This is a genomic window from Pseudomonas sp. WC1, from assembly GCF_050586565.1.
In the GTDB taxonomy this organism is placed as follows: domain Bacteria; phylum Pseudomonadota; class Gammaproteobacteria; order Pseudomonadales; family Pseudomonadaceae; genus Aquipseudomonas.
The window spans coordinates 13,448-40,219 of record NZ_JBOBDQ010000057.1 but is presented as its reverse complement, the minus strand read 5'-3'; the positions used below and the strand labels follow the sequence as shown (position 1 = coordinate 40,219).

Here is a 26,772-nt window from a genome sequence, read left to right as displayed (position 1 = left end):
CGGCGTCGCCGCGACCTGCTCGACACCCCGGAACAAGCGCGCCAGCTTGCTGTGGTAGCCCAGGTGGCGATTGCCGACGATGTACAGCGCGCCACCGACTTCCAGTGCCTCGCGGGCCTGCTGGAACATGCGCCAGGCGAGGAAGTCGCCGACCACCTGCTGCTGGTGGAACGGCGGGTTGCACAGCACCACGTCCAGCGATTGTTTCTCCTGCCCCGCCAGGCCGTCCGCAGCCTTGATCGTCACTTCGCGTTCGCCCAATGCCGCCCGCCAGTTCTCCCGCGCCGACTGCACCGCCATGTACGACTCGTCGACCAAGGTGAAATGCGCATCCGGATTGGCCAGGGCGCTGGCAATCGCCAGCACGCCATTGCCACAGCCAAGATCGGCTACGCGGGCGCGACCCAGGTCACGCGGCAGATGCGGCAGGAAGGCACGGGTGCCGATGTCCAGGCCTTCGCGGCAGAACACGTTGGCGTGGTTGACCAGCTCCAGGGGCGGCGTCTCCAGACGATAGCGACTGGGGTAGGGGGAATGTGCGAGAGGCCGTTGCGTCACAGTGGCAATCAGCAGGCGCGCTTTCTTCTGCGCCAGCGACGCCTGCACCGGGCCGATGTACTTCTCCATAAGGTCGCCGGCGGCTCTGGGCAGGTGCTTGATCATCGCCCCGGCGATCACCTGGGCGCCAGGCGCCAATTGGCCCTGCAGGCGGATCAGTTGCTCCTCGAGCAGGGCCAAGGTCTTGGGCACGCGCACCAGCACGCGGTCGAACGGGCCCTGGAAGGGCTCACTGGCCGGGATGAAGGGTACGCTGTCGAACGGCTTGCCGTTACCTGCCAGGTTTTTCTCCAGGGCCAGGTGCGCCAGGTGCGAGTCGCCGCTGCTGGTCACGTCCAGGTGCCCGGCCAGGCTGGCGGCCAGGGCGCCGAAGCTGTCGTTGAGCACCAGCACCTTGCAGCCTGCGCCTGGTGCCTGGGCGGCCATGTGTTCCAGCAGGTACTGGTCGGCGGCATCGAACGCCAGCAGCGGGTCGTTGGTTTGCTCCGGCTGGCGGATCAGGTCGAGGTCGGCGAAGGGGCTGTTGAACAGGGGCATGGCGTGGGGCTCTGCTGCGAATCCTGCCCGGCGCGCTGTGCGCGGGCTTGCGGCGGGTGATTCTACAGGGCTTTGCGTCTGTGCGGGGGGAGGGCTGTCAGAGCAGGCCTCGCAGTGCGGCGATGGCGATGGCGCCGGCTTTGTTGGAGGCGTTGGTCTTGCTTATCACACTGCGGATATGAAAATTCACGGTACTGGTCGACAGCGAGAGAATCATCGCCACGTCGGCGGCGGTCTTGCCGGCGGCGGACCACTTGAGCACTTCAAGCTCGCGTTCGCTCAATTGCGGCAGTGGGCTGTACTTCGCCAGGTGGTGCGTGCTGAGGGCGGCGTGCAAGGTGTTGCACAGCCACATCACCTGGGCGCTCTTCTCGAACAGTTCGTCACGAGTGACTGCGCCTTTGGCCCTGGAGACGCTCAACTGGCTTTCGTTGTGCTGCTGGTCGTGCACTGACTGGCTCCAGCCATGGGTCATGCCGTAGGCAGTGGCGGCCTCTCGCAGCTGAGGCACCTCGTGGAACAGTTCGTCGTTCCAGACCAGCGGCAGCGTCGTATGGTGGCATTTTGATACTGATGGATCTATCTTGATGAAGTCTTCAGCCTGGTAGCGAGCGTTCCAGGCGCTTGGGTAGTTGTTGTAGAGGATCACCTGGGGGCCACGAGCAGCCACATGCAGGTGCAGCGTCAGGCCGACGAACTCCATGTCCAGTGCCTGGGCCAGTTGCACGGCCTGGCCGAACAACCGCTGCGGTTCCTGCTCCTCCAGCAGTTGCTGGAGTTGCTCACTCTTCCAATGTGGCATCGATGAAGCTCCCTTTGCGTCTCTGGGGATCCAAAGTCAGCATTGCACGGTCCCTAGTGTAGGAAATCTCCTAACGGTGTGCTGGGTTTTTTTGTTATAGCTGCCACGCATCCTTAGTTGTTTGCGCTTGGTGCCATGGCATGCCCTACAAATCGACGGTGTTTATCTCCGCTACTTTGCGCGACACTGTGCGCACTTGATTCGTGGAGCCCGTCATGACCGCCAGCGCCGACAAATTCACCCGCCAGACCCTGCTCGGCGTCCAGCCCCTGACCCCCAACCTGTTTTCCCTGCGCGTCACCCGCGATGCAGGCTTTCGCTTCCGTGCGGGGCAGTTCGCCCGGCTGGGCGTGAGCAAGGCAGATGGCAGCGTCGTCTGGCGCGCCTATTCCATGGTGAGCGCGCCCCATGACGAACATCTCGACTTCTTTTCCATCGTGGTGCCCGGTGGGGAGTTCACCAGTGAGCTGAGCCGCTTCGGCGAAGGCGACACCCTGCTGATCGACCGGCAGGCCTTCGGTTACCTGACCCTTGACCGCTTCGTTGGCGGTCGTGACCTGTGGCTGCTGGCCACTGGCACCGGCATCGCACCGTTCATGTCGATCCTGCAGGACTTCGAGGCCTGGGAGCGCTTCGACAACATCAAGCTGGTGTATTCGGTGCGCGAGGCGAAGGAGCTGGCGTATGTCGATGAAATCGCCGCGCTGGAACAGCGCGACTACCTGGCGGAGTACGCGGGCAAGCTGCAGTTCATTCCGGTGGTCACCCGAGAGCAGCATCCGGGTGCGTTGAATGCGCGGATCACCACGTTGATCGAGAACGGTGAACTGGAAAAGGCGGCGGGGTTGGCGCTTTCGCCGGAGCATTCACGGATCATGCTGTGCGGCAACCCGGAGATGATCGACGAGACGCGCAAGGTGCTCAAGGCGCGGGACTTGCAACTGAGCCTGAGCAAGCGGCCGGGGCAGGTGGCGGTGGAGAACTACTGGTAAGGAACAATGGCGCCTTTTGGATCGCCGTCACTGGGGCCGCTGCAAAGCGGCCCCAGTCGTTTTGTGCTTCAGGGCTGGCGATTCTGCGCCTTGAGCAGGTCACGAATCTCGGTCAGCAGGGTTTCCTCGGCGCTGGGCACCGGCGGAGCGGTCGGTGCCACTGCCTCTTCGCGCTTGAGGCGGTTGATCACTTTCACACCCATGAAGATGGCGAAGGCGACGATGATGAAGTCGAGCACGGTCTGGATGAATTTGCCGTAGGCCAGCATTACGGCCGGCACATCGCCTTCGGCAGCCTTGAGCGTGATGGCCAGGTCGCTGAAGTCGACACCGCCGATCAGCAGGCCGATGGGGGGCATGATCACGTCACCGACGAAGGACGAAACGATCTTGCCGAACGCCGCGCCGATGATGATACCCACCGCCATGTCGACGACATTTCCCTTGACCGCGAAGGCCTTGAATTCACTGAGCATGCCCATGCTGTATTCCTTTGTTACGAATGGAGAGGTAAACGCAGTGTAAGCCACTAAAACGCTTCATGCGTGACGTTCGCAGCTACAGACTGTTTATAGAGCGAATAGTTTTGTCGCCCGCCGAGGGCTCCGGGGCACGTCCGTGTTCGGCTATCATGGCGGTTTTTTCCAGGAGACCCAGCCCATGGCCAAGGCCAAGCGTTTGTATGGCTGCACCGAGTGCGGCGCGACCTTCCCCAAGTGGGCCGGGCAGTGTGGCGAGTGCGGTGCCTGGAACACCCTGGTCGAGAGCATGATCGAAAGCGGCGGCGCCGCGGCACCGAGCGGGCGCACCGGCTGGACCGGGCAGCAGGCGCAGATCAAGACCCTGGCCGAAGTGAGCGTCGAGGAGATCCCGCGCTTCACCACCAGCAGCACCGAACTCGACCGTGTGCTGGGCGGCGGCCTGGTGGATGGATCGGTGGTGCTGATCGGGGGCGATCCGGGTATCGGCAAATCGACCATCCTCCTGCAGACCCTGTGCAACATCGCCGTGCAGATGCCGGCGCTGTATGTCACCGGCGAGGAGTCGCAGCAGCAGGTGGCCATGCGTTCCCGGCGCCTGGGCCTGCCCCAGGACCAGCTCAAGGTCATGACCGAAACCTGCATCGAGACCATCATCGCCACCGCGCGCCAGGAAAAGCCGCGGGTGATGGTGATCGACTCGATCCAGACCATCTTCACCGAACAACTGCAGTCGGCGCCGGGTGGCGTGGCCCAGGTGCGCGAGAGCACGGCATTGCTGGTGCGCTACGCCAAGCAGAGCGGCACGGCGATCTTCCTGGTCGGCCACGTCACCAAGGAGGGCTCGTTGGCCGGTCCACGGGTGCTCGAGCACATGGTCGACACCGTGCTGTATTTCGAGGGCGAGTCCGATGGCCGCCTGCGCCTGTTGCGCGCAGTGAAAAACCGCTTTGGCGCGGTCAACGAACTGGGCGTGTTCGGCATGACCGACCGCGGCCTCAAGGAAGTTTCCAATCCGTCGGCGATCTTCCTCAACCGCACCCAGGAAGAGGTACCCGGCAGCGTGGTCATGGCTACCTGGGAGGGCACCCGGCCGATGTTGGTGGAAGTCCAGGCGCTGGTCGACGACAGCCACCTGGCCAACCCTCGGCGGGTGACCCTGGGCCTGGACCAGAATCGCCTGGCCATGCTGCTGGCGGTGCTGCACCGGCACGGTGGCATCCCCACCCACGACCAGGACGTGTTCCTCAACGTCGTGGGTGGCGTGAAGGTGCTCGAGACTGCCTCCGACCTCGCGTTGCTGGCGGCGGTGATGTCCAGCCTGCGCAACCGGCCGTTGGCCCATGGCCTGCTGGTGTTCGGCGAGATCGGCCTGTCGGGCGAGGTGCGCCCGGTGCCCAGTGGCCAGGAGCGTCTGAAGGAGGCGGCCAAGCATGGCTTCAAGCGTGCCATCGTGCCCAAGGGCAACGCACCGAAAGAGGCTCCCGCCGGGTTGCAGGTGATTGCCGTGACCCGTCTGGAACAAGCGCTGGATGCACTATTCGAGTAGGTCATTTTCTTGTAAGTGATTCTCAATAACGAGTAGCATACCGCCACCTTGCGACCACCTCATGGAGCGCGTGTGGCGGAGTTAGACCTCAAGCGGCTGTTTCTCAAGCACGCGAAAAACCTTCAAGGCCTGCTCTCGCGCAAGGTGCGCGACCCACAGCTGGCCGCTGACCTTGTGCAGGACAGTTTCCTGCGCCTGGCCGAGCAGCAGCGTACCGAGACCATCGACAACGCCCAGGCGTACCTTTATCGCACCGCGCACAACCTGATGATCGATCACGTGCGTCAGCAGCAAAGGCGCAAGACCGACACGCTGCCCCACGAGGCTTTCGAGGCGCTCGTCGAGGATGGCCCCGGGCTCGAGGAGCAAGCCGTGCGCGAGCAGCACCTGCGTCGCCTGCAGACGATCCTTGGCGAGTTGCCCGAGCGCACCCGGGAAATCTTCCGCCTCAACCGCCTGGAAGGCATGACCCATGCCGAGGTTGCCCGGCAACTGGGGATCTCCGACAGCTCGGTGCAAAAGCATCTGGCCAAGGCCCTGGCCTATGTGATGCAGTGCCTGCAGGAAACCGAATGACCAACGGTTTACTGACAAATGCCGCTTCAGACGTCAGCCCAGACATAACCAGATCGCGAGAGAACCGTGTGAGCAGCCAGAACGAGCAAGCCATCCGCGAGCAGGCCGCCGAGTGGGTGGTGCTGGAAGGGGGCGGCCCCCTGAGCCCGGCGCAGCAGCTGGCGTTGGCGCAATGGTGCGGCAGCGATCCGCGCCATGCACGGGCCTATGCCTTCGCCCAGGCGACCTGGGCCGATCTCGGGCAGGTGGCGAGCCTGGCACCGACAACGCCGCACCGGGCGCCAGTAGCCCGGGCCGAGCGTACGCGTGGCCGGCGTCGGCCGACGCGGCTGCGCTGGGCGGTGGCCAGCAGTGCGTTGCTGCTGTTGGCAATCCTGGGTGTCGAACAAGGCCCTCGATTACTGCTCGACTGGCGTGCCGACTACGCTGCGGCTGGCGAAGTGCGCCGCGTCAGCCTACCCGATGGCAGCCAGGTCGATCTGGACAGCGGCAGTGCCGTACAGCTCGACTTCGATGGTCGGCAGCGTCGGGTGCGCCTGCTGGCGGGGGAGGCGGTGTTCAGTGCGGCGCCGGTCAGCGCGGATGAGCCGCGGCCCTTCGTGGTCGAATATGCCGGTGCCACCAGCCAGGCACTGGGCACCCGATTCGTGGTGGGCAAGGCGGGTGATGGCGGCTGGGTGGGCATGCTCGAGCACAGTGTCGACGTGCGCCTGCAAACGGCGCCGACCCAGGGTGCCGCCCATCAGATCCTGCAGGAGGGGCAGGCAGTGCGCTACGACCAGGCCCAAGGTATCCGACCATGGAGTGGCCACGATCTGCAGCGCGCCACCGACTGGCAGCGAGGTGTGCTGGTGTTCGAGCGCCAGCCTCTGGCCGAGGTGGTCGAGCGCCTGAACCGTTATCGCGATGGCCGCCTGATGGTGGTCGATGGCACGCTGGCGCAGCGGGAAGTGAGCGGGGTGTTCCGCCTCGACAACCTGGCCGTCGCCGCCGATACCCTTACCCGCGAGCTGAAGGCCAAGCGCCTGCAGTTACCGGGTTTGACCGTGATCTACTGAGTCTTTCGCAAAAACTTTCATCTGGTGTTACTGAGTTTTCCCGCGTTGCTCGTCTGACTGTTGAGATTGATTTTCATTACTAGAAAACGCCAACAGACGAGACGCGCAGTGAGCACGCAATCAACTCGACCCCTCCGGCCTCTGGGCCGCATCGCCCTTGCCGGCAGCCTGGCCCTGGGCACCTGCACCCTGCCGATGGGGATCGGCATGGTGCAGGCTGCTACCGCCGCCAGCAGCGCCAGGCACACCGTCATTCAGTTCGATATCCCTGCCCAGTCCCTCGACAGTGCCGTCCTGGCCTATGCCGAGCAGTCCGGGGTGCAGGTGTTCTTCGACAGCCGAACACTGGCTGGCTTGCAAAGCGAAGGCCTGCACGGCGGCTACAGCGTCGAAGAGGGGTTGCACCGGTTACTACGCGGCATGCCCGTACGCTATCGCTTCAGTGCTCCGGGCCAAGTAGGCCTGGAGCGCCTGGCGGAGGGTGGCCAGGTCATGGAACTGGGCGCCACCCATATTGACTCGATGCGTGACGGCGACTGGGTCTACCAGACGCCTCGCTCGGTCAGCGTGATCACCCGCGAGCAGATCGACAAACGCCCGCCGCGCCACGCTGCCGACCTGCTCGAGCAGACTGCCGGGGTGTACACAGCGGTCAACCAGCGCGACCCCGGGCTGTCGGTGAACATCCGCGGCGTGCAGGATTATGGCCGAGTCAACATGAACATCGATGGCATGCGCCAGAACTTCAGTGTCAACGGCCACCAGCAGCGCAACGGCACGATGTTCATCGACCCGGAGTTCATCCAGGGCGTGGAAATCGACAAGGGCACCTCTGCCGGTATGGGGGGCGCCGGGGTGATCGGTGGCATCGCCAGTTTCAATACCGTCGAGGCCCGTGACCTGCTGGGCGCCGGCAAGGAAGTAGGCGGTCGCCTGCGCGCCGGCCATGGAATCGGCGAGCTGGGCAATGGCACGTACTTCAACGGCAGTGCGCTGTTTGCTGCCGGCAACGAGATAGGCGACATCCTCGTCGGCTACAGCGAGCGGCACTTCGGCGACTACCGCAGCGGCACGCAGAATGCCGACAACCTGGGCACGCAGATCCGCGGCAAGCTGGAGAATCGCGAGGCCTGGAAGAGCTGGCTGCACGGTGAAGTCGGGGCGATGGACAGCATCACCCGCTCCCAACTGTCCAAGTTCGGCATCAACCTGCCTGAGCATCAGCGCCTGCAGTTCAGCTACTTCGAGACCGATGCCGACAGCAAGGATGCCTGGACCTACAACGACAGCAACAGTAACCGCTATTACTACCGGGTCACCGGGACCAATGACATCAATGCGAAGAACGCTGCAGTCGACTACAGCTTCTCGCCCGACAACGACCTGATCGATTTCAAGGCCAAGCTTTATTACGTAACCACCCGCCAGGACCGCTGGAACGCCGACAACATGTCCAGCGTGGGGACCGGCAACCGTGTCGAGGCCTATACCGACCGCTTCCAGACCGACACCTGGGGGCTGCAGGTGCAGAACACCTCGCGCTGGCACTTCGGGCAGGTCGACACCTTGAGTTTCAACTACGGCACCGAGCTGTTCCAGGACAGTTTCCGTCCCAGCACGGACCGTGTCGCCGCCCAGAACGAAGTGGAATCGCTGCCCTATGTGCAAGGTGCCAATCCCAAGGGTAAGCGGATCATGGCCAGCCTGTTCGGCAATCTCACCTACGAGCATGACGACTGGCTCAGCCTGGATGCCGGTTTGCGTTATGACCGCTACCGGCTGAGCGGCAAGACCGGCGTCACCACCTGGATGTACCCCGAGGGGGTCACCGAGGTCAGCCTTTCGCGCCAGCAGACCCATATGATCTTCGACGAGCAGACGGAGGAAGGCCGTTTCTCGCCAACCTTCGGTATTGCGGTCAAGCCAGGGCCGGACTGGTTGCAGGTCTACACCCGCTGGGGCCGTGGCTGGCGTCCGCCGGCGGTGACCGAGGTGTTCATGAGCGGCCGCCCACATGCCGGCGGCAGTGCCGAGATGGTCTATCCCAACCCGTTTCTCAAGGCCGAGGAATCGCACAACTGGGAGTTGGGGTTGAATATTTTCAAGGAGTCGCTGCTGCGCGACGGCGATCGGTTCGGCGCCAAGGTCGCCTACTTCGACACGCGCATCGACAACTTCTCGTTTCTCGACACCAATGTCTCGTTGCCCGGCAGCAGCGTGGCGGGTATCGCGCTGGGTCGCTCGGCCTACCAGAACAACCTGGAGACCACGCGCTTTCGCGGCGTGGAATACAGCCTGGATTACGACGCCGGCGCCTACTACGGGCAGCTCAGCTACACCCACATGATCGGCAGCAACGAGTTCTGCTCCAACCAGTTCTACATGGGCGGGGCACAGCGGCTGGTCAGCGCCGGCACCGTCATGCGCCCGGTCCGTGTGGGCAGCCGCATCATCATGCTGCCGGTGCGGGTATCACGCGCCGAGGGCGCCGCAGACACCAACAACATCGTCAGCTGCGGCGACATCATGGGCAACGCTTCCTATATGCCTGCAGACCGCGGTGCGCTGACCTTGGGCATGCGCCTGCTCGATCGCTCCCTGGATGTAGGCATGCGTGTGCGCTACAGCGAAGGCAATGGCGAAAACCTCAAGAGCCATACCTACAACCAGATCGATCAGGCCCAGTGGCCCCAGTACACCGTCTATGACCTGTACGCAAGCTACTGGATGACTCCCAGCCTGAACCTGGCCCTTTCCCTGGAAAATGCCACAGATGAGGCCTACTTCGTGGCGATGGGCGACGGCAACAACCTGTCGCTGGCCCGTGGTCGCACCTTGAGCGGCATGCTCGAGTACCGCTTCTGATTCAACCGGGTTTGCCCATTCGGGCGACGCGAAGGCACGGAACACGCCTTCGTCATAACTGTGCAACAACGAGGAACTGTCATGACCCTTTCCGTTAACTACGACGCCGCTTTCGCCAGCTCCACCGTCGACGATTACCTGGCCTTCTGGAGCGCCGGCTTCGTCACCGCCGGCCACGGCTACAGCAACACCGGCGGCTTCAGCAACGGCACTTTCGACGGCGACCAATACGCCACCCACGGTCGCAACAGCTCGGATTACGCCTTCATTGCCGACAGCGACAGCGCCAACGGCCTGCACTACGTGTTCGACCCATCGAAGGCACCGGGCGACAACCTCAATCACTACCTGTGGGGTTCGCTCGACAACGTTTCCCTGGGCGAAGTGCTCGGCGGCGGCAGCGGCAGCGACTTCACCCTGGGCAACTACGTGGTCAGCTTCAACGGCCTTGACCTGGATGCCGCGCAGGGCGCAGGTCGTGCCGGCAACGAAGTGCAGAGCGTGATCTACGGCCTGATGCAGGGCAACACCTCGGCCCTGGAGGGCGTGCTCGACAACCTGCTGGCCGGTTTTGGCGTGTCCACCAACAGCACCTTCGCCGAGATCGGCGCGGCCCTGGCCGCAGGCCCCGCTCACGCGGCCTCCGCCGAAGCGGTTGGCGTGCAGGCGCTGCCTGAGGACCTGGCCCTGGCGGCCTGAGCGCAGGCATGAAAAAGCGAATGGAAGGTCACCCTGCCATTCGCTGATCTGATGCACTTACCCCGCAGCCCGTGTCTTTGCCGGGCCCAGGCTGCGGCGGTGCGAATTCTGTGGCGACGATGGCGCGAATGCAATCGCCTGTCGGCGCCTTCTACGAGGTTTCCAACAAATGCGAACCGCTCCCGCCGCGGCCAACGAAGTGCTGCGGGCGCTCAAGGCCTGCCGTGCCGGGCTTGGCAACGTCGCGTTGTTCACCGCGGTGATCAATGTGCTGATGCTGGCGCCGGCGCTGTACATGCTGCAGGTCTATGACCGGGTTTTGTCGTCGCGCAACGAGATGACCCTGTTGATGCTCAGCCTCATGGTGCTTGGGGTGTTCGCCTTCATGGGGCTGCTGGAGTGGCTGCGCAGCCAGGTGGTGATCCGCCTGGGCACGCGCATGGACATGGACCTCAACCCGCGGGTGTTCGAGGCGGCCTACGAGGCAAGCCTGGCCGGGCACAAGGGTGCGGCGGGGCAGATGCTCGCCGATCTGACCGCGCTGCGCCAGTTCGCCACCGGCCAGGCGTTGTTCGCCTTCTTCGATGCGCCGTGGTTCCCGGTGTACCTGCTGGTGATGTTCATGTTCAGCCCGTGGCTGGGCCTGATGGCGCTGGCGGGCGCGGTGTTGCTGACGGTGCTGGCGTGGGTCAACGAGCGCATGACCCAGGCGCCGTTTGCACAAGCCGGGCAACTGTCGCAGCAGGCGGGCCTGGAGGCCAGCGCCAACCTGCGCAATGCCGAAGTGATCGAGGCCATGGGCATGCTCGGCGCCGTGCGCCAGCGCTGGGCACGGTTGCATCATGGGTTTCTGGCCCAGCAGAACCTGGGCAGCGAGCGCACCGCGGCGGTCACCGCGCTGACCAAGACCGTGCGCCTGGCCTTGCAGTCGCTGGTGCTCGGGCTGGGCGCCTGGCTGGCCATCGAACAGTTGATCACCCCAGGGATGATGATCGCAGGCTCCATCCTCATGGCCCGCGTGCTGGCGCCGATCGACCAGTTGATCGGTGCCTGGCGCCAATGGAGCGGTGCGCGCCTGGCCTATCAACGCCTGAGCGAGTTGCTGCAGGCCCAGCCGCCGCGGCCGGCGGGCATGCCGCTGCCGCCACCGCTCGGCAAGCTCACGGTCGAGCAGGTGGGCGCGACGCAGCCGGGCAGCAGTCGCCTGTGCCTGAGCAACCTGGGCTTCGCGCTGCCAGCGGGCGAGTCGCTGGGGATCATCGGCCCTTCCGGGTCGGGCAAGTCGACCCTGGCGCGGCTGCTGGTCGGCGCTGGCGCGCCGATCGCTGGCAAGGTGCGCCTGGACGGCGCCGACTTGCGGACCTGGGACCGTGGCGCGCTGGGTCAGCACATCGGCTACCTGCCGCAGGATGTGCAACTGTTCGCCGGCAGCATCGCCGACAACATTGCGCGACTGGGGCTTGTCGACGCCCAGCAGGTGGTCGCCGCGGCGCAACTGGCGGGCGTGCACGACATGATCCTCGCCTTGCCGGATGGCTATGACACGCTGCTGGGGGAGGGCGGCATGGGGCTTTCCGGTGGTCAGCGCCAGCGCATCGGCCTGGCACGCGCGCTGTACGGGCTGCCGGCGCTGATCGTGCTCGACGAACCTAACTCCAACCTCGATGACGCTGGTGAGCGGGCGCTGGTCGAGGCCATTGCCAGGCTGCGCGAGCACAAGCGCACGCTGATCCTGATTACTCACAAGTCTTCGCTGCTGGCCGGCCTGGACAACCTGTTGATGCTCAAGAGCGGCCAGTTGCAGGCCTTCGGCCCCACCGCCAGGGTACTGCAGGACGCCCAACGGGCCGCTCGGCCCGCCCCCTCCACCGCCCGCAACCCCATCGGCCTGAACGTCACGTTCGGCCAGCCAAGAGCCTGACTTCATGAGCGTACACGCCCTCTCCACGCAAAAGACCGAGGCAAGCCTGCTCAGCCTCGATGAACACCGGCCGGGCCGTGTCGGCCGCTGGCTGGTGCTGGCAGGTTTCGGCGGCTTTCTGCTGTGGGCCGCGCTGGCGCCCTTGGACAAGGGCGTGCCGGTCAGCGGCAGCGTGATGGTCGCCGGTAGCCGCCAGGCAGTGCAGCACCCCACGGGCGGGGTGATCGAGCAGTTGCTGGTGCGTGACGGTGACACGGTGAACGCCGGCCAGGTGCTGCTGCGCATGGACGCGACCCAGGCCCAGGCCCAGGTCGGCTCGTTGCGGGTGCAGTACGTCAACGCCCGCGCCGGGGAGGCGCGCCTGTTGGCCGAGCGCGATGGTCGGGCGACGCTTGCCTATCCCGAAGACCTGCAGGCCCAGGCACACCTCCCCTGGGTCGCCACGGTGCTGGAAGGGCAGCGCCAGCTGCGTGGCAGCCGGGCCCAGGCGCTGGACATGGAGCTCGGCGGCCTGCGTGAGAGCATTGCCGGTGCCGAAGCCTCGCTGCAGGGGCTGCAGGGTTCGCTGGCCAGCAAGCAGGCCCAGCGCGATGCACTGGACGAGCAGTTGCGCGGCCTGCGCGAGCTGGCGCGGGACGGCTATATCGCCCGCAATCGCTTGCTCGACAGCGAGCGCCTGCTAGCTCAGGTCAATGGCTCGATCGCCGAGGACTTCGGCAACATCGGCCGCACCCGGCGCCAGGTGCTGGAGCTGAAGCTGCGCATCGGCCAACGCCAACAGGAGTACCAGAACGAGGTGCGCCAGCAACTCGCCGAGCTGCAGGCCAGCGCAGAGGACCTGGGCAACCGCCTGCGCAGCGCCGAATTCGAACTGGCCCATGCCCAGGTGCGGGCCCCGGTGGCCGGTACGGTGGTCGGCCTCAGTGTGTTCACCAATGGCGGGGTCATCGCCCGCGGCCAGCAACTGATGGAGATCGTGCCGCGCGATGCGCCTTTGCTGGTCGATGCGCGGGCCTCGGTGGAGATGATCGACCGCCTGCGCCCTGGCCTGCCAGTGGAGCTGATGTTCGTGGCGTTCAACCAGAGCACCACGCCGCGGGTGGACGGCGAGGTGACCCTGGTCTCGGCCGACCGCCTGGTGGACGAGAAGACCCATCAGCCCTACTACCAGGTACGTATTAAGGTCAGCGAACAGGGCCTTGGGCAACTGGCGGGCCTGGATATTCGCCCTGGCATGCCAGTGGAGGCCTTCGTTCGTACCGGCGAACGCTCGATGCTCAATTACCTGTTCAAGCCTTTGGCCGACCGGGTGCACGTTGCCCTGGCGGAGGAGTAAGTGTAATGCCGGTATCTTTGCGTTTCGCAGGCCTGTTTCTGCTGCTCACCAGTCTCTCGGCGCAGGCCCTTGACCTGGGTGATGCCTATGCCCTGGCCCTGCGCAACGACCCGACCTGGCAGGGTTCGATCGCCGAGCGTGAGGCCGGGCTCGAAAACCGTCTGATCGGCCGCGCTGGACTGTTGCCGAAACTGTCATACCGCTACAACCGCGCCCGCAACGACTCGGAGGTGACCCAGCGCAACCCGTCTGGCAACGTGACCACCCAGCGTGATTACCGCAGCTACAGTTCGGCCCTGACCCTCGAGCAGCCGCTGTTCGACTATGCCGCCTGGAGTGACTACCGCCGTGGCGTGGCCCAGGCCGCGCTGGCCGACGAACGCTACCGTGGTCGTGGCCAGGAACTGATGGTGCGGCTGTTCGGCGCCTACAGCGAAGCGCTGTTCGCCAATGAACAGATCGCCCTGGCCCAGGCCCAGCGGCGTACCTTTGCCGAACAACTGACGCTCAACGAACAACTGGTCAAAGGTGGCGAGGGTACCCGCACCGATGTGCTCGAGACCCAGGCCCGCTACGAGTTGGCCCAGGCCCAGGAGATCGAGGCAGGGGACAATCTCGATGCGGCGTTGCGGGCGTTACAGGCGATCATCGGCGAGCCGGTAGAGGTCGATGACCTGGCGCCGATGACCGGTGATTTTCGCGTCCAGCCACTGAAGCCCGCGCGTTTCGAGCCCTGGCGCGACCTGGCTGTTGCCCGCAACGCCGAGCTGGCCAGCCAGCGCCATGGGCTGGAGGTCGCCGAGCAGAACATCGAGCGTCAGCGGGCCGGTCATCTGCCCTCGTTGAGTGCCTATGCCAGCAAGGGTATATCCAGCTCCAGCGCCGAGAGCAGCTATAACCAGCGCTATGACACCGACAGCATCGGCGTGCAGTTGAACGTGCCGCTGTTCGCCGGTGGCGGCGTGTCCGCGTCGGTGCGCCAGGCCCGGGCCCAGCGGGATGCCGCGGGCTTCGAGCTGGATGCGCAACTGCGCGACACGGTCAACCAGTTGCGTCGACAGTTCAACCTGTGCGCCAGTGGCACGGCGAAGATCCGCGCCTACGACCTGGCGGTCAAGGCGGCCACCGCCTTGGTGCAGGCCACGCGCAAGAGTGTGCAAGGCGGTGAGCGGGTCAACCTCGATGTGCTGGATGCCGAGCAACAGCTGTTCGGCGCCAGGCGCGACCTGGCCCAGGCGCGGCATGAGTACCTGCGGGCCTGGTTGCAGCTGCGCTATCTGGCGGGGGTGCTGGAGGCCGGTGATCTGAATGTGTTGAATCGGTACTTCGTGGCGCACGGCTAGGGCGATCGTGGTAGCGCGCTCGCTTTCACGCATCTGTTCAGACAAAAAAGGAGCCGACGATGCGCGTCGGCTCCCCTCGATGACCGTCCTGGTCAGCGATCAGTGTTCGGCAACCGCCTTGCGCCTGGGCGTCTCGTTGCCGTGCTCGTCCAGTTCCAGCACCGGTACCTCGTTGCCTTCGGCGTCGAACAACTTGCCATCCTTGAAGTAGTCGCCATCGCGCAGGGCCGAGATATCGGAGTACTGGATGGTGCGCTCGTAGGCCGCGGCGAACACCGACTGGTTTTCCGAGTTGCCGGTGGTGAAGTGGTTGAACATCAGGTTCAGCAGAATCGCCATGATCGCCGCCGAGCTGATGCCGGAGTGGAAGATGGTTTCGAACCAGCTGGGGAAGCTGTGGTAGAAGTTCGGCGCCGCGATCGGGATCATGCCGAAGCCCAGCGAGGCGGCGACGATGATCAGGTTGACGTTGTTCTTGTAGCTGACTTTCGACAGGGTGCGGATGCCGCTGGCGGCCACGGTGCCAAACAGCACGATACCGGCGCCGCCGAGTACCGGGGTAGGCACTGCCGCAATCACCCGGCCCATGATCGGCAGCAGGCCGAGCACCACCAGGATCACGCCGCCGGTGGCCACCACATAGCGGCTCTTCACGCCGGTCACTGCCACCAGGCCCACGTTCTGGGCGAAGGCGCTCTGGGTGAACGAACCGAAGATCGGCGCCAGGATACTCGATGCCATGTCGGCGCGCAGGCCGTTGCCCAGGCGCTTGGAGTCGACCTTGGTGTCGATGATCTCACCGACCGCCAGGATGTCCGCCGAGGTTTCCACCAGGGTCACCATGATCACGATGCACATCGACAGGATCGCGGCGATGTGGAAGGTCGGCATGCCAAAGTGGAACGGGGTGGGGAAGGCGAAGATCGGGCCTTCGGTGACCTTGCTGAAATCAGCCATGCCCAGCGACCAGGCGATCAATGTGCCGGCGACCATCGCCAGCAGGATCGACAGGCGCGAAATGCTCGCGCTGCCCAGCTTGCTCAGCAGCAGGACGATGGCGAAGGTCAGTGCCGCCAGGCCGATGTTGGCCATGCTGCCGAACTCTGGCGATGCGCTGTTGCCGCCCATCACCCAGCGGGCCGCGACGGGCATCAGGGTGAGGCCGATGGTGGTGATGACGATGCCGGTCACCAGGGGCGGGAAGAACTTGGTGATACGCGAGAACACCGGGGTAATCAGGAACCCGATCAACGAGGCTGCCATTACCGCGCCCAGCACCGCCGGCAGGCCACCGCCGCCCTGGCTGCCGAGAATCGCGCCCATGGTCGCCACACCCGCGAACGATACGCCCTGGACCAATGGCAGCTGGCAGCCGAAGAACGGCAGCCCAAGGGTCTGCAGCAATGTCGCAAGGCCACCGGCGAACAACGAGGCAGCGATCAGCAGGCCGATCTCCGCCGGGGCCAGGCCGGCGGCCTGGCCAAGGATCAGGGGTACGGCGACGATCCCTCCATACATGGTCAGGACATGCTGCAGCCCGTAGGCCAGGTTGGCGCCGAGGCCGAGGTTTTCGTCCTCGGGGCGCGGGGCGGGAGACGTGCTGGGGGACGTGGTCATTGGAGCAGGCTCTCTGTTTATTGTTGTGTCGCTACTGTAGACAACTAGTGCAAATAATTGCCACTAAAATTGTATACAAAGTTTTGATTGTAGCGCCGTAACGGGTGCGTCCAAGGTGCCTGAAACCTGGATGCACATTACGTTCCAACCTGCGAGAGACTGTTCCAGAGGGGTGTGTACAAAGAGGCTGGTAATGGCAGGAAAGCTGTCTGGCTGGACAAGAAAGCTGTCACAGCCAGATCATTAGCAAGCTAAGAGATATCAATCTTCGATGAGTTCGCGCAGCTCACGCATCATTTCGGTGCTGTCTGCCAGGTTCAATTCCACAAGACGGTGCAGATGAGTCATCGAATCGACATCTATGAACAGGCAGATAAAACCCAGCCGGGCGGACTCGTCGTGGCGCAGTTCGACCTGCATCCTGACCTGGGTTTTCTTGTCGTCGAGGTGGATGATCGCGTCGAAGTCCTGGGTGGGGTCGGCATCCCAGGGGCTTGGGCGCTCTACCAGCAAGCCCTTAAGCGACAGGTCCAGCAGTTTCACCAGCCAGCGACGTTCGCCCTGGCGCAGTTCGGTAGGGGCATCGAAGGCGATGCGCTGGAAGCGGCGGCGTTCGTCGTGGGCGTTCATGCTGGTTTCTCCGGGTGACATCCTGACTATAGTGAGTTTGGTATGTGCATCAGGTACGGCAATCTGGCCGCAGAGGCTCTAGACCAAAGCAAGTGTGGCAATGCGTCTTGACTGGCCCTAGACTCGATGGGCGGTCTTTCCAATCCACCAGCTGGAAGTAAACCATGAACAACAATAATAGCCTGCTACGCCACATTCCGTGGCTGGCGCTGGCAGTCATAGGGGCCTGCGCGCTGGGTGTGGTTGCCCTGCGTCGCGGTGAGGCGATCAACGCCTTGTGGATCGTGGTCGCGGCAGTGGCCATCTACCTGGTTGCCTACCGTTACTACAGCCTGTTCATCGCCACCAAGGTGATGCAGCTCGACCCCCGCCGGGCCACGCCCGCGGTACTCAACAACGATGGCCTGGACTACGTCCCGACCAACAAGCACATCCTCTTCGGCCACCACTTCGCCGCCATCGCCGGCGCGGGCCCGCTCGTGGGCCCGGTGCTCGCCGCGCAGATGGGCTACCTGCCCGGCACGCTGTGGCTGATCGCCGGCGTGGTGCTGGCCGGCGCGGTGCAGGATTTCATGGTCCTGTTCCTCTCCACCCGTCGCAACGGCCGCTCGCTGGGCGACATGGTCCGTGAGGAGATGGGCCGCATTCCCGGCACCATCGCCCTGTTCGGTTGTTTCCTGATCATGATCATCATCCTCGCGGTGCTGGCGCTGATCGTGGTCAAGGCCCTGGCCGAGAGCCCGTGGGGCATGTTCACGGTGATCGCGACCATCCCGATCGCGATGTTCATGGGCATCTACATGCGCTACATCCGCCCGGGCCGCATTGGTGAAATCTCCATCGTCGGCGTGGTCCTGCTGCTGCTGTCGATCTGGCTGGGGGGCCAGATCGCCGCGGATCCGGTGTGGGGCCCGGCGTTCACCTTCACTGGCGTGCAGATCACCTGGATGCTCGTGGGCTACGGTTTCGTCGCCGCGGTGCTGCCGGTGTGGCTGGTACTGGCGCCGCGCGACTACCTGTCGACCTTCCTCAAGATCGGCACGATCGTCGGCCTGGCCATCGGTATCCTGATCATCGCGCCCGAGCTGAAGATGCCGGCGCTGACCCAGTTCACCGACGGTACCGGCCCGGTCTGGAAGGGCACCCTGTTCCCGTTCCTGTTCATCACCATCGCCTGCGGCGCGGTGTCCGGCTTCCACGCGCTGATCTCCTCGGGGACCACGCCCAAGCTGCTGGACAACGAAACCAACGCCCGTTACATCGGCTACGGCGGCATGCTGATGGAGTCGTTCGTCGCCATCATGGCCATGGTTGCCGCCTCGGTGATCGAGCCTGGCGTGTACTTCGCCATGAACAGCCCGGCCGCAGTGGTCGGTGCCGACGTCGCCTCGGTGGCGCAGACCGTCAGCAGCTGGGGCTTCCTGATTACCCCCGAGCAACTGGAGGCGGTCGCCCGTGACATCGGGGAGCACACCATCCTGGCTCGTGCCGGTGGTGCGCCAACACTGGCGGTCGGTATCGCGCAAATCCTTCACCAGGTGCTGCCGGGTGAGAACACCATGGCGTTCTGGTACCACTTCGCCATTCTGTTCGAGGCACTGTTCATCCTCACCGCCGTGGACGCCGGTACCCGTGCCGGGCGCTTCATGCTACAGGACCTGCTGGGCAGCTTCGTCCCGGCGCTCAAGCGCACCGAGTCGTGGGGGGCCAACCTGCTCGCGACCGCCGGTTGCGTGGCGATGTGGGGCTACCTGCTGTACCAAGGCGTGATCGATCCGCTGGGGGGGATCAACACCTTGTGGCCGCTGTTCGGTATCTCCAACCAGATGCTGGCCGGTATCGCCCTGATGCTTGGCACCGTGGTACTGATCAAGATGAAGCGTCAACGCTACATCTGGGTCACCCTGGTACCTGCGGTATGGCTGCTGATCTGCACCACCGCCGCGGGCCTGATCAAGCTGTTCGACCCGAACCCGGCTGTGGGCTTCCTGGCCCTGGCCAAGAAGTACAGCACCGCGCTGGACGCCGGCCAGGTGCTGGCGCCTGCCAAGGACATCGGCCAGATGCAGCATGTGATCTTCAACGCCTACACCAACGCCGGCCTGACGATCCTGTTCCTGGTGGTGGTGTTCAGCATCCTGTTCTTCGCCCTCAAGGTCGGCTATGCCGCCTGGGGCCGCAAGGAGCGCAGCGACAAGGAAACCCCGTTCCAGGCTTTGCCTGACGCTTGAGAGGAATGCCGCGATGTTCAACGACCTGGGTCGACTGGGCAAGTATCTGGGGCAGGCCGCCCGCCTGATGGTCGGCATGCCCGATTACGACAACTATGTCGAGCACATGCAGACCAAGCACCCGGACAAGCCGGTGATGAGCTACGAGGCGTTCTTCCGCGAGCGCCAGGAAGCGCGTTATGGTGGCAAGTCCGGGCCCAAGTGCTGTTGAACCCGCGACACGCATGAACCAGTGGGAGCCCGGGCAACCGGGCTCCCACTTTCATTTTCAGCTGCAGGAGACAACCGCGTGCAAACGCCGATTCCCGTTACCGTGCTGACCGGCTTTCTCGGCGCCGGCAAGACCACCCTGCTCAAACATATGCTCAAGGCCGAGCACGGCCTGAGGCTCGCCGTGATCGAGAACGAGTTCAGCGAGGCAGGCATCGACAGCCAACTGCTGGGCGATGAACCGGTGCAGGTGATGACCCTGGCCAACGGCTGTGTGTGCTGCAGCATCCATGGCGACCTGACCCGTGCCCTGTACCTGCTGCTCGAACGCCTGGACGCCGGCGAGATCGCCTTCGATCGCCTGGTGATCGAGTGCACGGGTCTCGCCGACCCTGCACCCGTGGCACAGACCTTCTTCATCGACGAAGAGCTGCGCGAGCGCTATATCCTCGATGGCATCATCACCCTGGTCGACACCGCCCACGCCGAACTGCACCTGACCCAGGCCATCGCCCAGGCCCAGGTCGGCTTTGCCGACCGCCTGCTGCTGAGCAAGACCGATCTGGTCGAGCCGCAGGTGGTCGATGCCCTGCGCGAGCGCCTGGCGCGCATCAATGGCCGGGCGGCGATCCGCGTGGTCGAGCATGGGCGTATCGACTTGGCCGAGCTGCTCGATGTGCGGGGGTTCAACCTCAACCCGGACCTGGGCATCAGCCCCGGGCCCAGCTTGCGCCCGGTCCTCAAACCCGCCACCCCGGATCGCATTTCGACGCTGGTGCTGCGCACTGAAACGCCGTTGGATATCGATCGGCTCAGCGACTTCATGAACGAGCTGCTGGAGCAGCACGGCAAGCAGCTGTTGCGCTACAAGGGCGTGTTGAATATCGCAGGTGAAGATCGCCGTTTGGTGTTCCAGGGAGTGCTGAAGCTGTACGGCTTCGACTGGGACGCCGAGTGGAAGGAAGGCGAGCTGCGGGAAAGCGTGATGGTGTTCATTGCCGATGAGCTGCCGGAAGAAAGGATTCGGTCTGGTTTCGAAGCTTTGAGCCACGCCTGATTGAGATACAGCCGACTGTTCGATGCCGCCGTAAGGCGGCATTTTTTTGGCCTCGTTTCAGCGATCAGGCCAGTCGAGGTGGCCGCTTGCAGGATGTACTTTTTTTGGTACACTTGGCCGCGTCGGATCTAAAAATAAAGGTGCAGTTCTTCCGTAGTGCGTCGGGTAATGAGCCCGTGAGGGAGTGGCTAAAGGGCTTGGCACGTGAAGAACGCTATCTGATTGGCATGGAAATCAAGACCGTTCAGTTGGGATGGCCACTTGGCATGCCCTTGGTCAGAAAGCTGGAGCACGGGCTTTGGGAAATCCGTATCGACATGGGGCATGTCGTTGCCCGTGTACTGTTCACGATCATGGATGGCGTGATGTTCATGCTCCATGGATTCATCAAGAAAAGCCAGAAAACGCCTTCAGCAGATCTGGCTCTGGCCAGGCAACGCAAGGCCAGCTTACGGAGGTCAACTACATGAACCCGCATATCGGTTCGAACTTCGATGATTTTCTCGCCGAAGAGGGCATCCTCGAAGAGGTCACGGCGGCTGCGCTGAAACGGGTGATCGCCTGGCAACTGACGCAGGCGATGAAGCAGCAAAAGATCAGCAAGAAGGCCTTGGCCGAGCGTATGCACACCAGCCGGGCGGCGGTCGATCGAGCCTTGGATCAGACTGACGCTGGCATGACCTTGGCAACACTGGCCAGCGCAGCCAGGGCCTTGGGGCAGCGCGTGGAAATACGTCTCGTGCCGGATGTCTCACCAGCCCGATGAAGCACAAACATGAAAAAGCCCGGCACAAGGCCGGGCTTCTTCATTTCAGGCGTCTGCCAATCAGTTGCCGTACACCGGCAGCTTCTTGCAGATGGCCTTGACCTTTTCACGCACGGCGTCGATCACCGCTTCGTTGTTCAGGTCGGCCAGGATGTCGCAGATCCAGCCAGCCAGTTCGCGGCACTCGGCTTCCTTGAAGCCACGGGTGGTGACGGCTGGGGTGCCGAAACGCAGGCCCGAAGTGACGAACGGCGAACGTGGGTCGTTCGGCACCGAGTTCTTGTTGACGGTGATGAAGGCCTTGCCCAGGGCGGCGTCGGCGTCCTTACCGGAGATTTCCTGCTTGATCAGCGACAGCAGGAACAGGTGGTTCTCGGTGCCGCCGGAGACGACGTCGAAGCCACGCTCGATGAACACGCTGGCCATGGCCTGGGCGTTTTTCACGACCTGCTGCTGGTAGGCCTTGAACTCAGGCTGCAGGGCTTCCTTGAAGCAGATCGCCTTGGCGGCGATTACGTGCTCCAGCGGGCCGCCTTGGGCGCCCGGGAAGACGGCGGAGTTCAGCTTCTTCTCGATGTCGGCGTTGGCACGGGCCAGGATCAGGCCGCCACGTGGACCGCGCAGGGTCTTGTGGGTGGTGGTGGTGACCACGTCGGCGAACGGCACAGGGTTCGGGTATACGCCAGCGGCGACCAGGCCGGCCACGTGGGCCATGTCGACGAACAGGTAGGCACCGACCTTGTCGGCGATTTCGCGGAAGCGTGGGAAATCCAGCACTTGCGAGTAGGCGGAGAAGCCGGCAACGATCATCTTCGGCTTGTGCTCGACAGCCAGGCGCTCGACTTCGTCGTAGTCGATCAGGCCGTTGGCGTCGATGCCGTACTGGATGGCGTTGTACAGCTTGCCCGAGGAGGAAACGCTGGCACCGTGGGTCAGGTGGCCGCCGTGGGCCAGGCTCATGCCCAGGATGGTGTCACCGGCCGACAGCAGGGCCAGGTAGACGGCGGCATTGGCCTGGGAACCGGCGTGCGGCTGGACGTTGGCGTAGTCGGCGCCGAACAGCTCCTTGGCGCGGTCGATGGCCAGCTGCTCGACGACGTCGACGTACTCGCAACCACCGTAGTAGCGCTTGCCTGGGTAGCCTTCGGCGTACTTGTTGGTCAGAACCGAACCCTGGGCCTCCATGACCGCCGGGCTGGTGTAGTTTTCCGAAGCGATCAGCTCGATATGCTCTTCCTGGCGCAGGGCTTCTTGCTGCATGGCTTCGAAGAGCTCGGCGTCGTACTTGGCAATGGTCAAATCACGGCTGAACATGGCGGTCCTCAAGGATCGGGCAGAATTGGGGGAGCATTCTAACCGATTGATTCGCCGCTGGCATATGAAGTGGCATCAAGTCGCGGACCAATGGGCTTCATGTTGCAGGCCGCGTGGCGACTGGGCTGGAGTTGACTTCTAGGTCCGGTTTTTTCCAGGCTCTTAAGAGGTCTGCGTGGGGGCGAAGGGCCCGCGCAGCGACTACTGGAACATGAACAACGTCTCGTTGCTGAACTGTGCCTCGAACTGGTTGGCCGGCATCGGCCGGCCGAACAGGTAGCCCTGCACCTCGTCGCAACCGTGCTCGCGCAGAAACTCCAGCTGCTCGTGGGTCTCAACCCCTTCGGCGATTACCGCGAGATTGAGGCTGTGGGCCATGGCAATGATCGCCCGGGCGATCTGCGCGTCCTGCTCGCCTTCGGGCAGGCCATCGACGAAGGTACGGTCGATCTTCAGTACGTCGATGGGGAACTGCTTGAGGTAGTTGAGCGACGAGTAGCCGGTGCCGAAGTCGTCGACCGCGATGCTCAGGCCCAGGTTCTTCAGGCTGTCGAGGATCTGCATGGCCTCGTTGACCTCGCGCATCAGGATGCTTTCGGTCAGTTCCAGCTCCAGGCACGCCGGCGGCAGCCCGGTTTCATCGAGGATGGTGGCGATGCGGGTGCCCAGCTGGCCGTCGGAGAACTGCCGGGCGGAAATGTTCACCGACACCTTGGGTACCCGCACTTTCTGCTGGTGCCAGGCCTTGAGCTGGCGGGAGGCCTCGCGCAGCACCCAGTCACCGACGTCGACCACCAGGCCCAGTTCCTCGATCACCGGGATGAAGTCGCCCGGCGGCACCAGGCCGCGGGTTGGGTGACGCCAGCGCAGCAGCGCCTCGGCACCGGTCAGGCGTTTGCCGTCGCCGCTGAACTGCGGCTGGTAATAGAGGATGAACTCGTTCTGCTCCAGGGCATGGCGCAGGTCGCTCTCCAGCTCCAGGCGCTCCAGGGCGCTGGCGTTCATGTCCGCCTGGTAGAACTGGAAGTTGTTCTTGCCGCGCTCCTTGGCGTGGTACATGGCCGTGTCGGCGTTCTTCATCAGCTGGCTGAGCTCGCTGCCATCCTGGGGGCTCAGGGCGATGCCGATACTGGCGGTGACGAAGAATTCGCGGTTTTCCAGGACGAAGGGAGTGACCAGCCCGTCGAGGATGTGCTCGGCGACATGGATGGCGCGGTTGAGCGCCTGCTCGCGGCTGGCCTTGGGCTGCAGCAGCAGGGTGAATTCGTCGCCGCCCATGCGCGCCACGGTGTCGTCGTCGTCGACGCAGGCCAGCAGGCGCTCGGCCATGTCCTTGAGCATGCGATCGCCCGCCGCATGGCCAAGGGAGTCGTTGATCGGCTTGAAGCGGTCGAGGTCGAGGAACATCAGCACTACCCAGGCCTTCTGCCGCTCGGCCTGTTGCAGGGCCGTGTACAGGCGGTCCTGGAACAACGTGCGGTTGGGCAGGTGGGTGAGGGCGTCGTAGTAGGCCAGACGGTGGATGCGCTGCTCGCTGGCCTTGCGTTCGCTGATGTCGGTGAAGAAGCACACATAGCTGGCCAGGTCGCCTTCATCGTCGAGCACCGCAGTGATGCCTACCCACGCCGGATAGTGTTCGCCGTTGCGCCGCTTCAGCCAGACCTCACCTTCCCAGCTGCCGCGCTGGCTCAGTTGCTTGAGCACGTAGCCTTGCTGGGCGTTCTGTTGCTGCTCGACGGTGAGCATGCCGGGGAGCTGGTCGAGCACCTCGGCCACGGCATAGCCGCTGACGCGGGTGAACGCTTCGTTAGCCTGGACGATATAGCCGGCCGGGTCGGTGATGAGGATCGCCGAGGTGGAGTGCTCGAACACGGTCGCGGCCATGCGCAGGTCTTTTTCGGCCCGGCGTTGCTGGCTGATGTCGCGGCCCACGCCGAGCACCCCCTCGAAGCGCTCGTGTTCGTCCCACACCAGCACCAGGCGCAGCTCGATGGGGATCTTGCGGCCGTCGGCGCGCAGGCAGTCGAACAGGAACAACTGCGTAGGCAGGGTGCTGCGTAACTGGGCCAATTGCGTGCTGTCGTCCAGCACCTGGCTGACGCGCTCGAGCAGGTTGTAGACACCGCTGAGCTGGGCCGGGTTGGCAATGATCGACTGCCAGCCGTTGGCGAAGATCCAGTCGGCCTGGTAGCCAAGCACCGCCTGCACCGAAGGGCTGACATAGTTGAGCTGCAGCTGGCTGTCGGTGGAGAAGATCACGTCGCTGATGCTCTCGGCGAGCATGCGGTAGCGCTGTTCGCTGTCGCGCAGGGACTCGCTGGCCTCGATCTGCACGGTGACATCCTTGCCCACGCCGATGATGCGCGTGACCAGGCCTTCACTGTCGCGGGTCAGCACCTGCTCGCGGATGTCGTAGCAACGCCAGCCGCCATCGCGGTGGCGGAAGCGCAGCTGGCAGTGCAGTGACTGGCCGTAGCCGGTGTCACGCTGCTGCTGGCGCAGGTCGCGGTAGTGCTCGGCGTCGCCGGGATGCAGGAGCATCTCCCAGAAGCGGTCGCCCATCTGCGCCAGTTCCGCGCGGTCGTAACCCAGGGTCTGGCCAAGGTGGCGGTTGCTGAAGATCATCCGCTGGCTGTCAACGTCCTGCACGTAGAGTTGGTCGGGCACGGTGCGTACCACGTCCGACCAGAAGCCCTCGCGTTCGAGCAGCGACAGCTCCACCTGCTTGCGGCTGGTGATGTCGCTGATACTCAGGATCACTGCCTGGTAGTCGCGACGCTGCTGTGGCAGGCGGGCCATCAGCCACAAGTGCAGTTCGCCGCCCAGCGGGGCCGGCAGGCGCACCTCCAGCTCGAGCTGCGGGCGCTCTTCGATCAACGCGTCGATCAACTGCATGCCGACACTGTCGCGGCCGTCGCCACTGCCATCGATCAGGCGCTGCCAGGCGCCTTCGTGGCAGTCGACGTTGAGCAGTTGGCGGGCCACCTGGTTGATCTCGGTGATCTTCAGCTCCGTGAGCAGCGAGCGGCGCAGCTTGGTGTCCAGGGCCAGGCTCTGCTTGAGCGCGGCGCGGTTGCGCAGGTGGTAGCGGTCGAGCTGCCCCGGCAGGCTCGAAAGATCGAGCACGCACAGGGCCACGCCGGTGCCCTCGAAAATTTCCTGGTAACGCCGGCGGTCTTCCTGCAAGGCGCGTTGGCGGCGGCGCATGTTGATCAGCGCCAGCACCGGCAGCAGTGCGCAGAACAGCACCAGCACGCATTTGCCGAGCAGCGCCGGCAGCAGCCTGTCGCGGGCCAGGCCGGCATCGAACAGGCCACGCAGTTGCCAGGTGCTGTTGTCGATGAAGGCAAGCATCACGCTTTGCAGAGGCTCTTCGCTGGTCTGCCGGTCCCCATGGCGCTCGATGACCGCGCCGCTGCGGCTGTTTTCCAGCAGCCACAAGGGATGGGTGGGGCCGTCAAGATGACGGGTCAGCTCCTGGTAGTAGTCGGGGCTCAGGCGCAGCAACCAGTACCCGCGATCTTGCTCGGTCGGCTGGCGCAGCAGCAGGTAGACCCGCTGATTGTCGGCATCGTTGCCATAGAAAAATGCACGGCCCTGGTTCAGTTGCAGCAGGTCGTCAATCAGCTGACGGTCGGGTGAGCCAGCGAGGGTGTCACTGCGCACCTGCCCGGTGGCGTCAAGCCAGGCCAGGTCGCGCAGGGCCGGCAGGCGGGCCTGCAAGGTGGCGAGCAGGCTTGGCAGGGCGGCAGGCGCCGGAGGTTTGACGTAGGGCTGGACCAGGTTCAACGATTGCTGGGCCTTCAGCGCCATGTTCAGGCTCAGGTGGTCGGCCAGTTCGGCGCTGGTGGCCAGGCTTTGCTGGCGCAGGTCGTCTTGGGTATGGCGGAACTGGGCGAACAGTTGCCATAGCAGCAGACCCAGCAGAACCAGGGCGAGCAGGGCCAAAGCCCCCTTGAGCGAGCCACGCAGGTGTGTGCCGGCCGTGGAATCGGCAGGACGCAGGGATGACGGTTGCGTGAGATTGGTCAAGCGTTGGGTCCTGCGATTGGGCTGACGATGGCAGGGGTTGCGTTCTCGCGGCATGCACGGCCCGTGCCGTGGTTGCTGGGCGCACTATAAGACGCATGCGGGAAGCCGACTAGCATGCCTTCAAATATGGCAAAGTGCCAGTCCGCATGTCCGATGTCGGGCGGCAGTTGGTCATGCCGGTTCGGCAAGTCCCTGCAACC

The 26,772-nt window shown here is 64.2% G+C and carries 21 protein-coding genes; 14 read left to right on the top strand and 7 right to left on the bottom strand.

Features of this window, described 5'->3' with window-relative positions:
* Both ACQ4OD_RS21615 and ACQ4OD_RS21610 read right to left on the bottom strand, forming a co-directional pair.
* A partial coding sequence (locus ACQ4OD_RS21615) for a methyltransferase (protein WP_430944890.1) occupies positions 1-1,095 on the bottom strand: 1,095 nt, incomplete at its 3' end.
* A gap of 97 nt (positions 1,096-1,192) precedes the next feature.
* Positions 1,193-1,897 (bottom strand): autoinducer binding domain-containing protein, encoded by a 705-nt coding sequence (locus ACQ4OD_RS21610; protein ID WP_430944889.1) that lies wholly within the window; start codon positions 1,895-1,897, stop codon positions 1,193-1,195.
* Between the two features lie 215 nt (positions 1,898-2,112).
* On the opposite strand from ACQ4OD_RS21610, the gene ACQ4OD_RS21605 reads away from it, so the two are divergent.
* Complete coding sequence (locus ACQ4OD_RS21605; RefSeq protein ID WP_102684548.1) at positions 2,113-2,889, top strand: ferredoxin--NADP reductase; 777 nt, start codon at positions 2,113-2,115, stop codon at positions 2,887-2,889.
* A gap of 68 nt (positions 2,890-2,957) precedes the next feature.
* Here the strand turns inward: ACQ4OD_RS21605 and mscL are convergent, their stop codons facing one another.
* Positions 2,958-3,371 carry a large-conductance mechanosensitive channel protein MscL gene (gene mscL, locus ACQ4OD_RS21600; RefSeq protein ID WP_046857209.1) on the bottom strand — a complete coding sequence of 138 codons (414 nt, stop codon included), beginning with the start codon at positions 3,369-3,371 and terminating at the stop codon, positions 2,958-2,960.
* Between the two features lie 178 nt (positions 3,372-3,549).
* On the opposite strand from mscL, the gene radA reads away from it, so the two are divergent.
* The 8 genes from radA to ACQ4OD_RS21560 all read left to right on the top strand — a co-directional run bounded on the left by radA (position 3,550) and on the right by ACQ4OD_RS21560 (position 14,715).
* Positions 3,550-4,917, top strand: coding sequence for a DNA repair protein RadA (gene radA / locus ACQ4OD_RS21595; RefSeq protein ID WP_046857208.1), 1,368 nt, complete (start codon positions 3,550-3,552; stop codon positions 4,915-4,917).
* A gap of 72 nt (positions 4,918-4,989) precedes the next feature.
* Positions 4,990-5,493, top strand: a complete 504-nt coding sequence (locus tag ACQ4OD_RS21590; RefSeq protein WP_139668509.1) for an RNA polymerase sigma factor — start codon at positions 4,990-4,992, stop codon at positions 5,491-5,493.
* Positions 5,494-5,561: 68 nt separating this feature from the next.
* Complete coding sequence (locus ACQ4OD_RS21585) at positions 5,562-6,551, top strand: FecR family protein (RefSeq protein ID WP_198755625.1); 990 nt, start codon at positions 5,562-5,564, stop codon at positions 6,549-6,551.
* 195 nt (positions 6,552-6,746) lie between these two features.
* Positions 6,747-9,416 carry a TonB-dependent hemoglobin/transferrin/lactoferrin family receptor gene (locus tag ACQ4OD_RS21580; protein ID WP_430944891.1) on the top strand — a complete coding sequence of 890 codons (2,670 nt, stop codon included), beginning with the start codon at positions 6,747-6,749 and terminating at the stop codon, positions 9,414-9,416.
* 81 nt (positions 9,417-9,497) lie between these two features.
* Positions 9,498-10,115 (top strand): heme acquisition protein HasA, encoded by a 618-nt coding sequence (locus ACQ4OD_RS21575; protein ID WP_102684544.1) that lies wholly within the window; start codon positions 9,498-9,500, stop codon positions 10,113-10,115.
* A gap of 169 nt (positions 10,116-10,284) precedes the next feature.
* Positions 10,285-12,036: a type I secretion system permease/ATPase gene (locus ACQ4OD_RS21570; protein ID WP_198755626.1), complete on the top strand. Its 1,752-nt coding sequence runs from the start codon at positions 10,285-10,287 to the stop codon at positions 12,034-12,036.
* Positions 12,037-12,040: 4 nt separating this feature from the next.
* Positions 12,041-13,372 (top strand): HlyD family type I secretion periplasmic adaptor subunit, encoded by a 1,332-nt coding sequence (locus tag ACQ4OD_RS21565; protein ID WP_198755627.1) that lies wholly within the window; start codon positions 12,041-12,043, stop codon positions 13,370-13,372.
* A gap of 5 nt (positions 13,373-13,377) precedes the next feature.
* Complete coding sequence (locus tag ACQ4OD_RS21560; protein WP_258599418.1) at positions 13,378-14,715, top strand: TolC family outer membrane protein; 1,338 nt, start codon at positions 13,378-13,380, stop codon at positions 14,713-14,715.
* A 99-nt stretch (positions 14,716-14,814) separates the two neighbouring features.
* Here the strand turns inward: ACQ4OD_RS21560 and ACQ4OD_RS21555 are convergent, their stop codons facing one another.
* Together ACQ4OD_RS21555 and ACQ4OD_RS21550 are read right to left on the bottom strand one after the other, a co-directional pair.
* Complete coding sequence (locus ACQ4OD_RS21555) at positions 14,815-16,332, bottom strand: nucleobase:cation symporter-2 family protein (RefSeq protein WP_023630301.1); 1,518 nt, start codon at positions 16,330-16,332, stop codon at positions 14,815-14,817.
* A 261-nt stretch (positions 16,333-16,593) separates the two neighbouring features.
* Positions 16,594-16,962 (bottom strand): PilZ domain-containing protein, encoded by a 369-nt coding sequence (locus tag ACQ4OD_RS21550; RefSeq protein WP_139668522.1) that lies wholly within the window; start codon positions 16,960-16,962, stop codon positions 16,594-16,596.
* A 164-nt stretch (positions 16,963-17,126) separates the two neighbouring features.
* Between ACQ4OD_RS21550 and ACQ4OD_RS21545 the strand changes: the two genes are divergently transcribed.
* The 5 genes from ACQ4OD_RS21545 (at position 17,127) to ACQ4OD_RS21525 (ending at position 21,226) form a co-directional block, all read left to right on the top strand.
* The gene (locus ACQ4OD_RS21545; RefSeq protein WP_139668524.1) at positions 17,127-19,193 is read left to right on the top strand and encodes a carbon starvation CstA family protein; all 2,067 of its coding nucleotides are present in this window, start codon (positions 17,127-17,129) and stop codon (positions 19,191-19,193) included.
* Positions 19,194-19,206: 13 nt separating this feature from the next.
* Positions 19,207-19,404: a YbdD/YjiX family protein gene (locus ACQ4OD_RS21540; RefSeq protein WP_008094130.1), complete on the top strand. Its 198-nt coding sequence runs from the start codon at positions 19,207-19,209 to the stop codon at positions 19,402-19,404.
* Between the two features lie 78 nt (positions 19,405-19,482).
* The gene (gene yjiA, locus ACQ4OD_RS21535) at positions 19,483-20,460 is read left to right on the top strand and encodes a GTPase (protein ID WP_198755630.1); all 978 of its coding nucleotides are present in this window, start codon (positions 19,483-19,485) and stop codon (positions 20,458-20,460) included.
* Positions 20,461-20,594: 134 nt separating this feature from the next.
* Positions 20,595-20,930: a type II toxin-antitoxin system RelE/ParE family toxin gene (locus tag ACQ4OD_RS21530; protein WP_371918150.1), complete on the top strand. Its 336-nt coding sequence runs from the start codon at positions 20,595-20,597 to the stop codon at positions 20,928-20,930.
* The gene (locus tag ACQ4OD_RS21525) at positions 20,927-21,226 is read left to right on the top strand and encodes a helix-turn-helix domain-containing protein (RefSeq protein WP_198755631.1); all 300 of its coding nucleotides are present in this window, start codon (positions 20,927-20,929) and stop codon (positions 21,224-21,226) included. The genes ACQ4OD_RS21530 and ACQ4OD_RS21525 overlap by 4 nt, the downstream gene beginning before the upstream one ends.
* 60 nt (positions 21,227-21,286) lie before the next feature.
* Here the strand turns inward: ACQ4OD_RS21525 and glyA are convergent, their stop codons facing one another.
* Both glyA and ACQ4OD_RS21515 read right to left on the bottom strand, forming a co-directional pair.
* Positions 21,287-22,540: a serine hydroxymethyltransferase gene (glyA, locus tag ACQ4OD_RS21520; protein WP_094010328.1), complete on the bottom strand. Its 1,254-nt coding sequence runs from the start codon at positions 22,538-22,540 to the stop codon at positions 21,287-21,289.
* A 201-nt stretch (positions 22,541-22,741) separates the two neighbouring features.
* Positions 22,742-26,572 carry a sensor domain-containing protein gene (locus tag ACQ4OD_RS21515; RefSeq protein WP_198755632.1) on the bottom strand — a complete coding sequence of 1,277 codons (3,831 nt, stop codon included), beginning with the start codon at positions 26,570-26,572 and terminating at the stop codon, positions 22,742-22,744.
* Between the last annotated feature and the right edge of the window lie 200 nt (positions 26,573-26,772).

Bases quoted from the DNA above. Each gene is read 5' to 3' on its own strand.
- ACQ4OD_RS21555 (WP_023630301.1), bottom strand. From the start codon at position 16,332: ATGACCACGTCCCCCAGCACGTCTCCCGCCCCGCGCCCCGAGGACGAA.
- mscL (WP_046857209.1), bottom strand. From the start codon at position 3,371: ATGGGCATGCTCAGTGAATTCAAGGCCTTCGCGGTCAAGGGAAATGTC.
- ACQ4OD_RS21545 (WP_139668524.1), top strand. From the start codon at position 17,127: ATGAACAACAATAATAGCCTGCTACGCCACATTCCGTGGCTGGCGCTG.
- ACQ4OD_RS21575 (WP_102684544.1), top strand. From the start codon at position 9,498: ATGACCCTTTCCGTTAACTACGACGCCGCTTTCGCCAGCTCCACCGTC.
- ACQ4OD_RS21610 (WP_430944889.1), bottom strand. From the start codon at position 1,897: ATGCCACATTGGAAGAGTGAGCAACTCCAGCAACTGCTGGAGGAGCAG.
- ACQ4OD_RS21565 (WP_198755627.1), top strand. From the start codon at position 12,041: ATGAGCGTACACGCCCTCTCCACGCAAAAGACCGAGGCAAGCCTGCTC.
- ACQ4OD_RS21570 (WP_198755626.1), top strand. From the start codon at position 10,285: ATGCGAACCGCTCCCGCCGCGGCCAACGAAGTGCTGCGGGCGCTCAAG.
- ACQ4OD_RS21550 (WP_139668522.1), bottom strand. From the start codon at position 16,962: ATGAACGCCCACGACGAACGCCGCCGCTTCCAGCGCATCGCCTTCGAT.
- ACQ4OD_RS21540 (WP_008094130.1), top strand. From the start codon at position 19,207: ATGTTCAACGACCTGGGTCGACTGGGCAAGTATCTGGGGCAGGCCGCC.
- ACQ4OD_RS21525 (WP_198755631.1), top strand. From the start codon at position 20,927: ATGAACCCGCATATCGGTTCGAACTTCGATGATTTTCTCGCCGAAGAG.
- ACQ4OD_RS21605 (WP_102684548.1), top strand. From the start codon at position 2,113: ATGACCGCCAGCGCCGACAAATTCACCCGCCAGACCCTGCTCGGCGTC.
- ACQ4OD_RS21580 (WP_430944891.1), top strand. From the start codon at position 6,747: ATGGGGATCGGCATGGTGCAGGCTGCTACCGCCGCCAGCAGCGCCAGG.
- radA (WP_046857208.1), top strand. From the start codon at position 3,550: ATGGCCAAGGCCAAGCGTTTGTATGGCTGCACCGAGTGCGGCGCGACC.
- glyA (WP_094010328.1), bottom strand. From the start codon at position 22,540: ATGTTCAGCCGTGATTTGACCATTGCCAAGTACGACGCCGAGCTCTTC.
- ACQ4OD_RS21560 (WP_258599418.1), top strand. From the start codon at position 13,378: ATGCCGGTATCTTTGCGTTTCGCAGGCCTGTTTCTGCTGCTCACCAGT.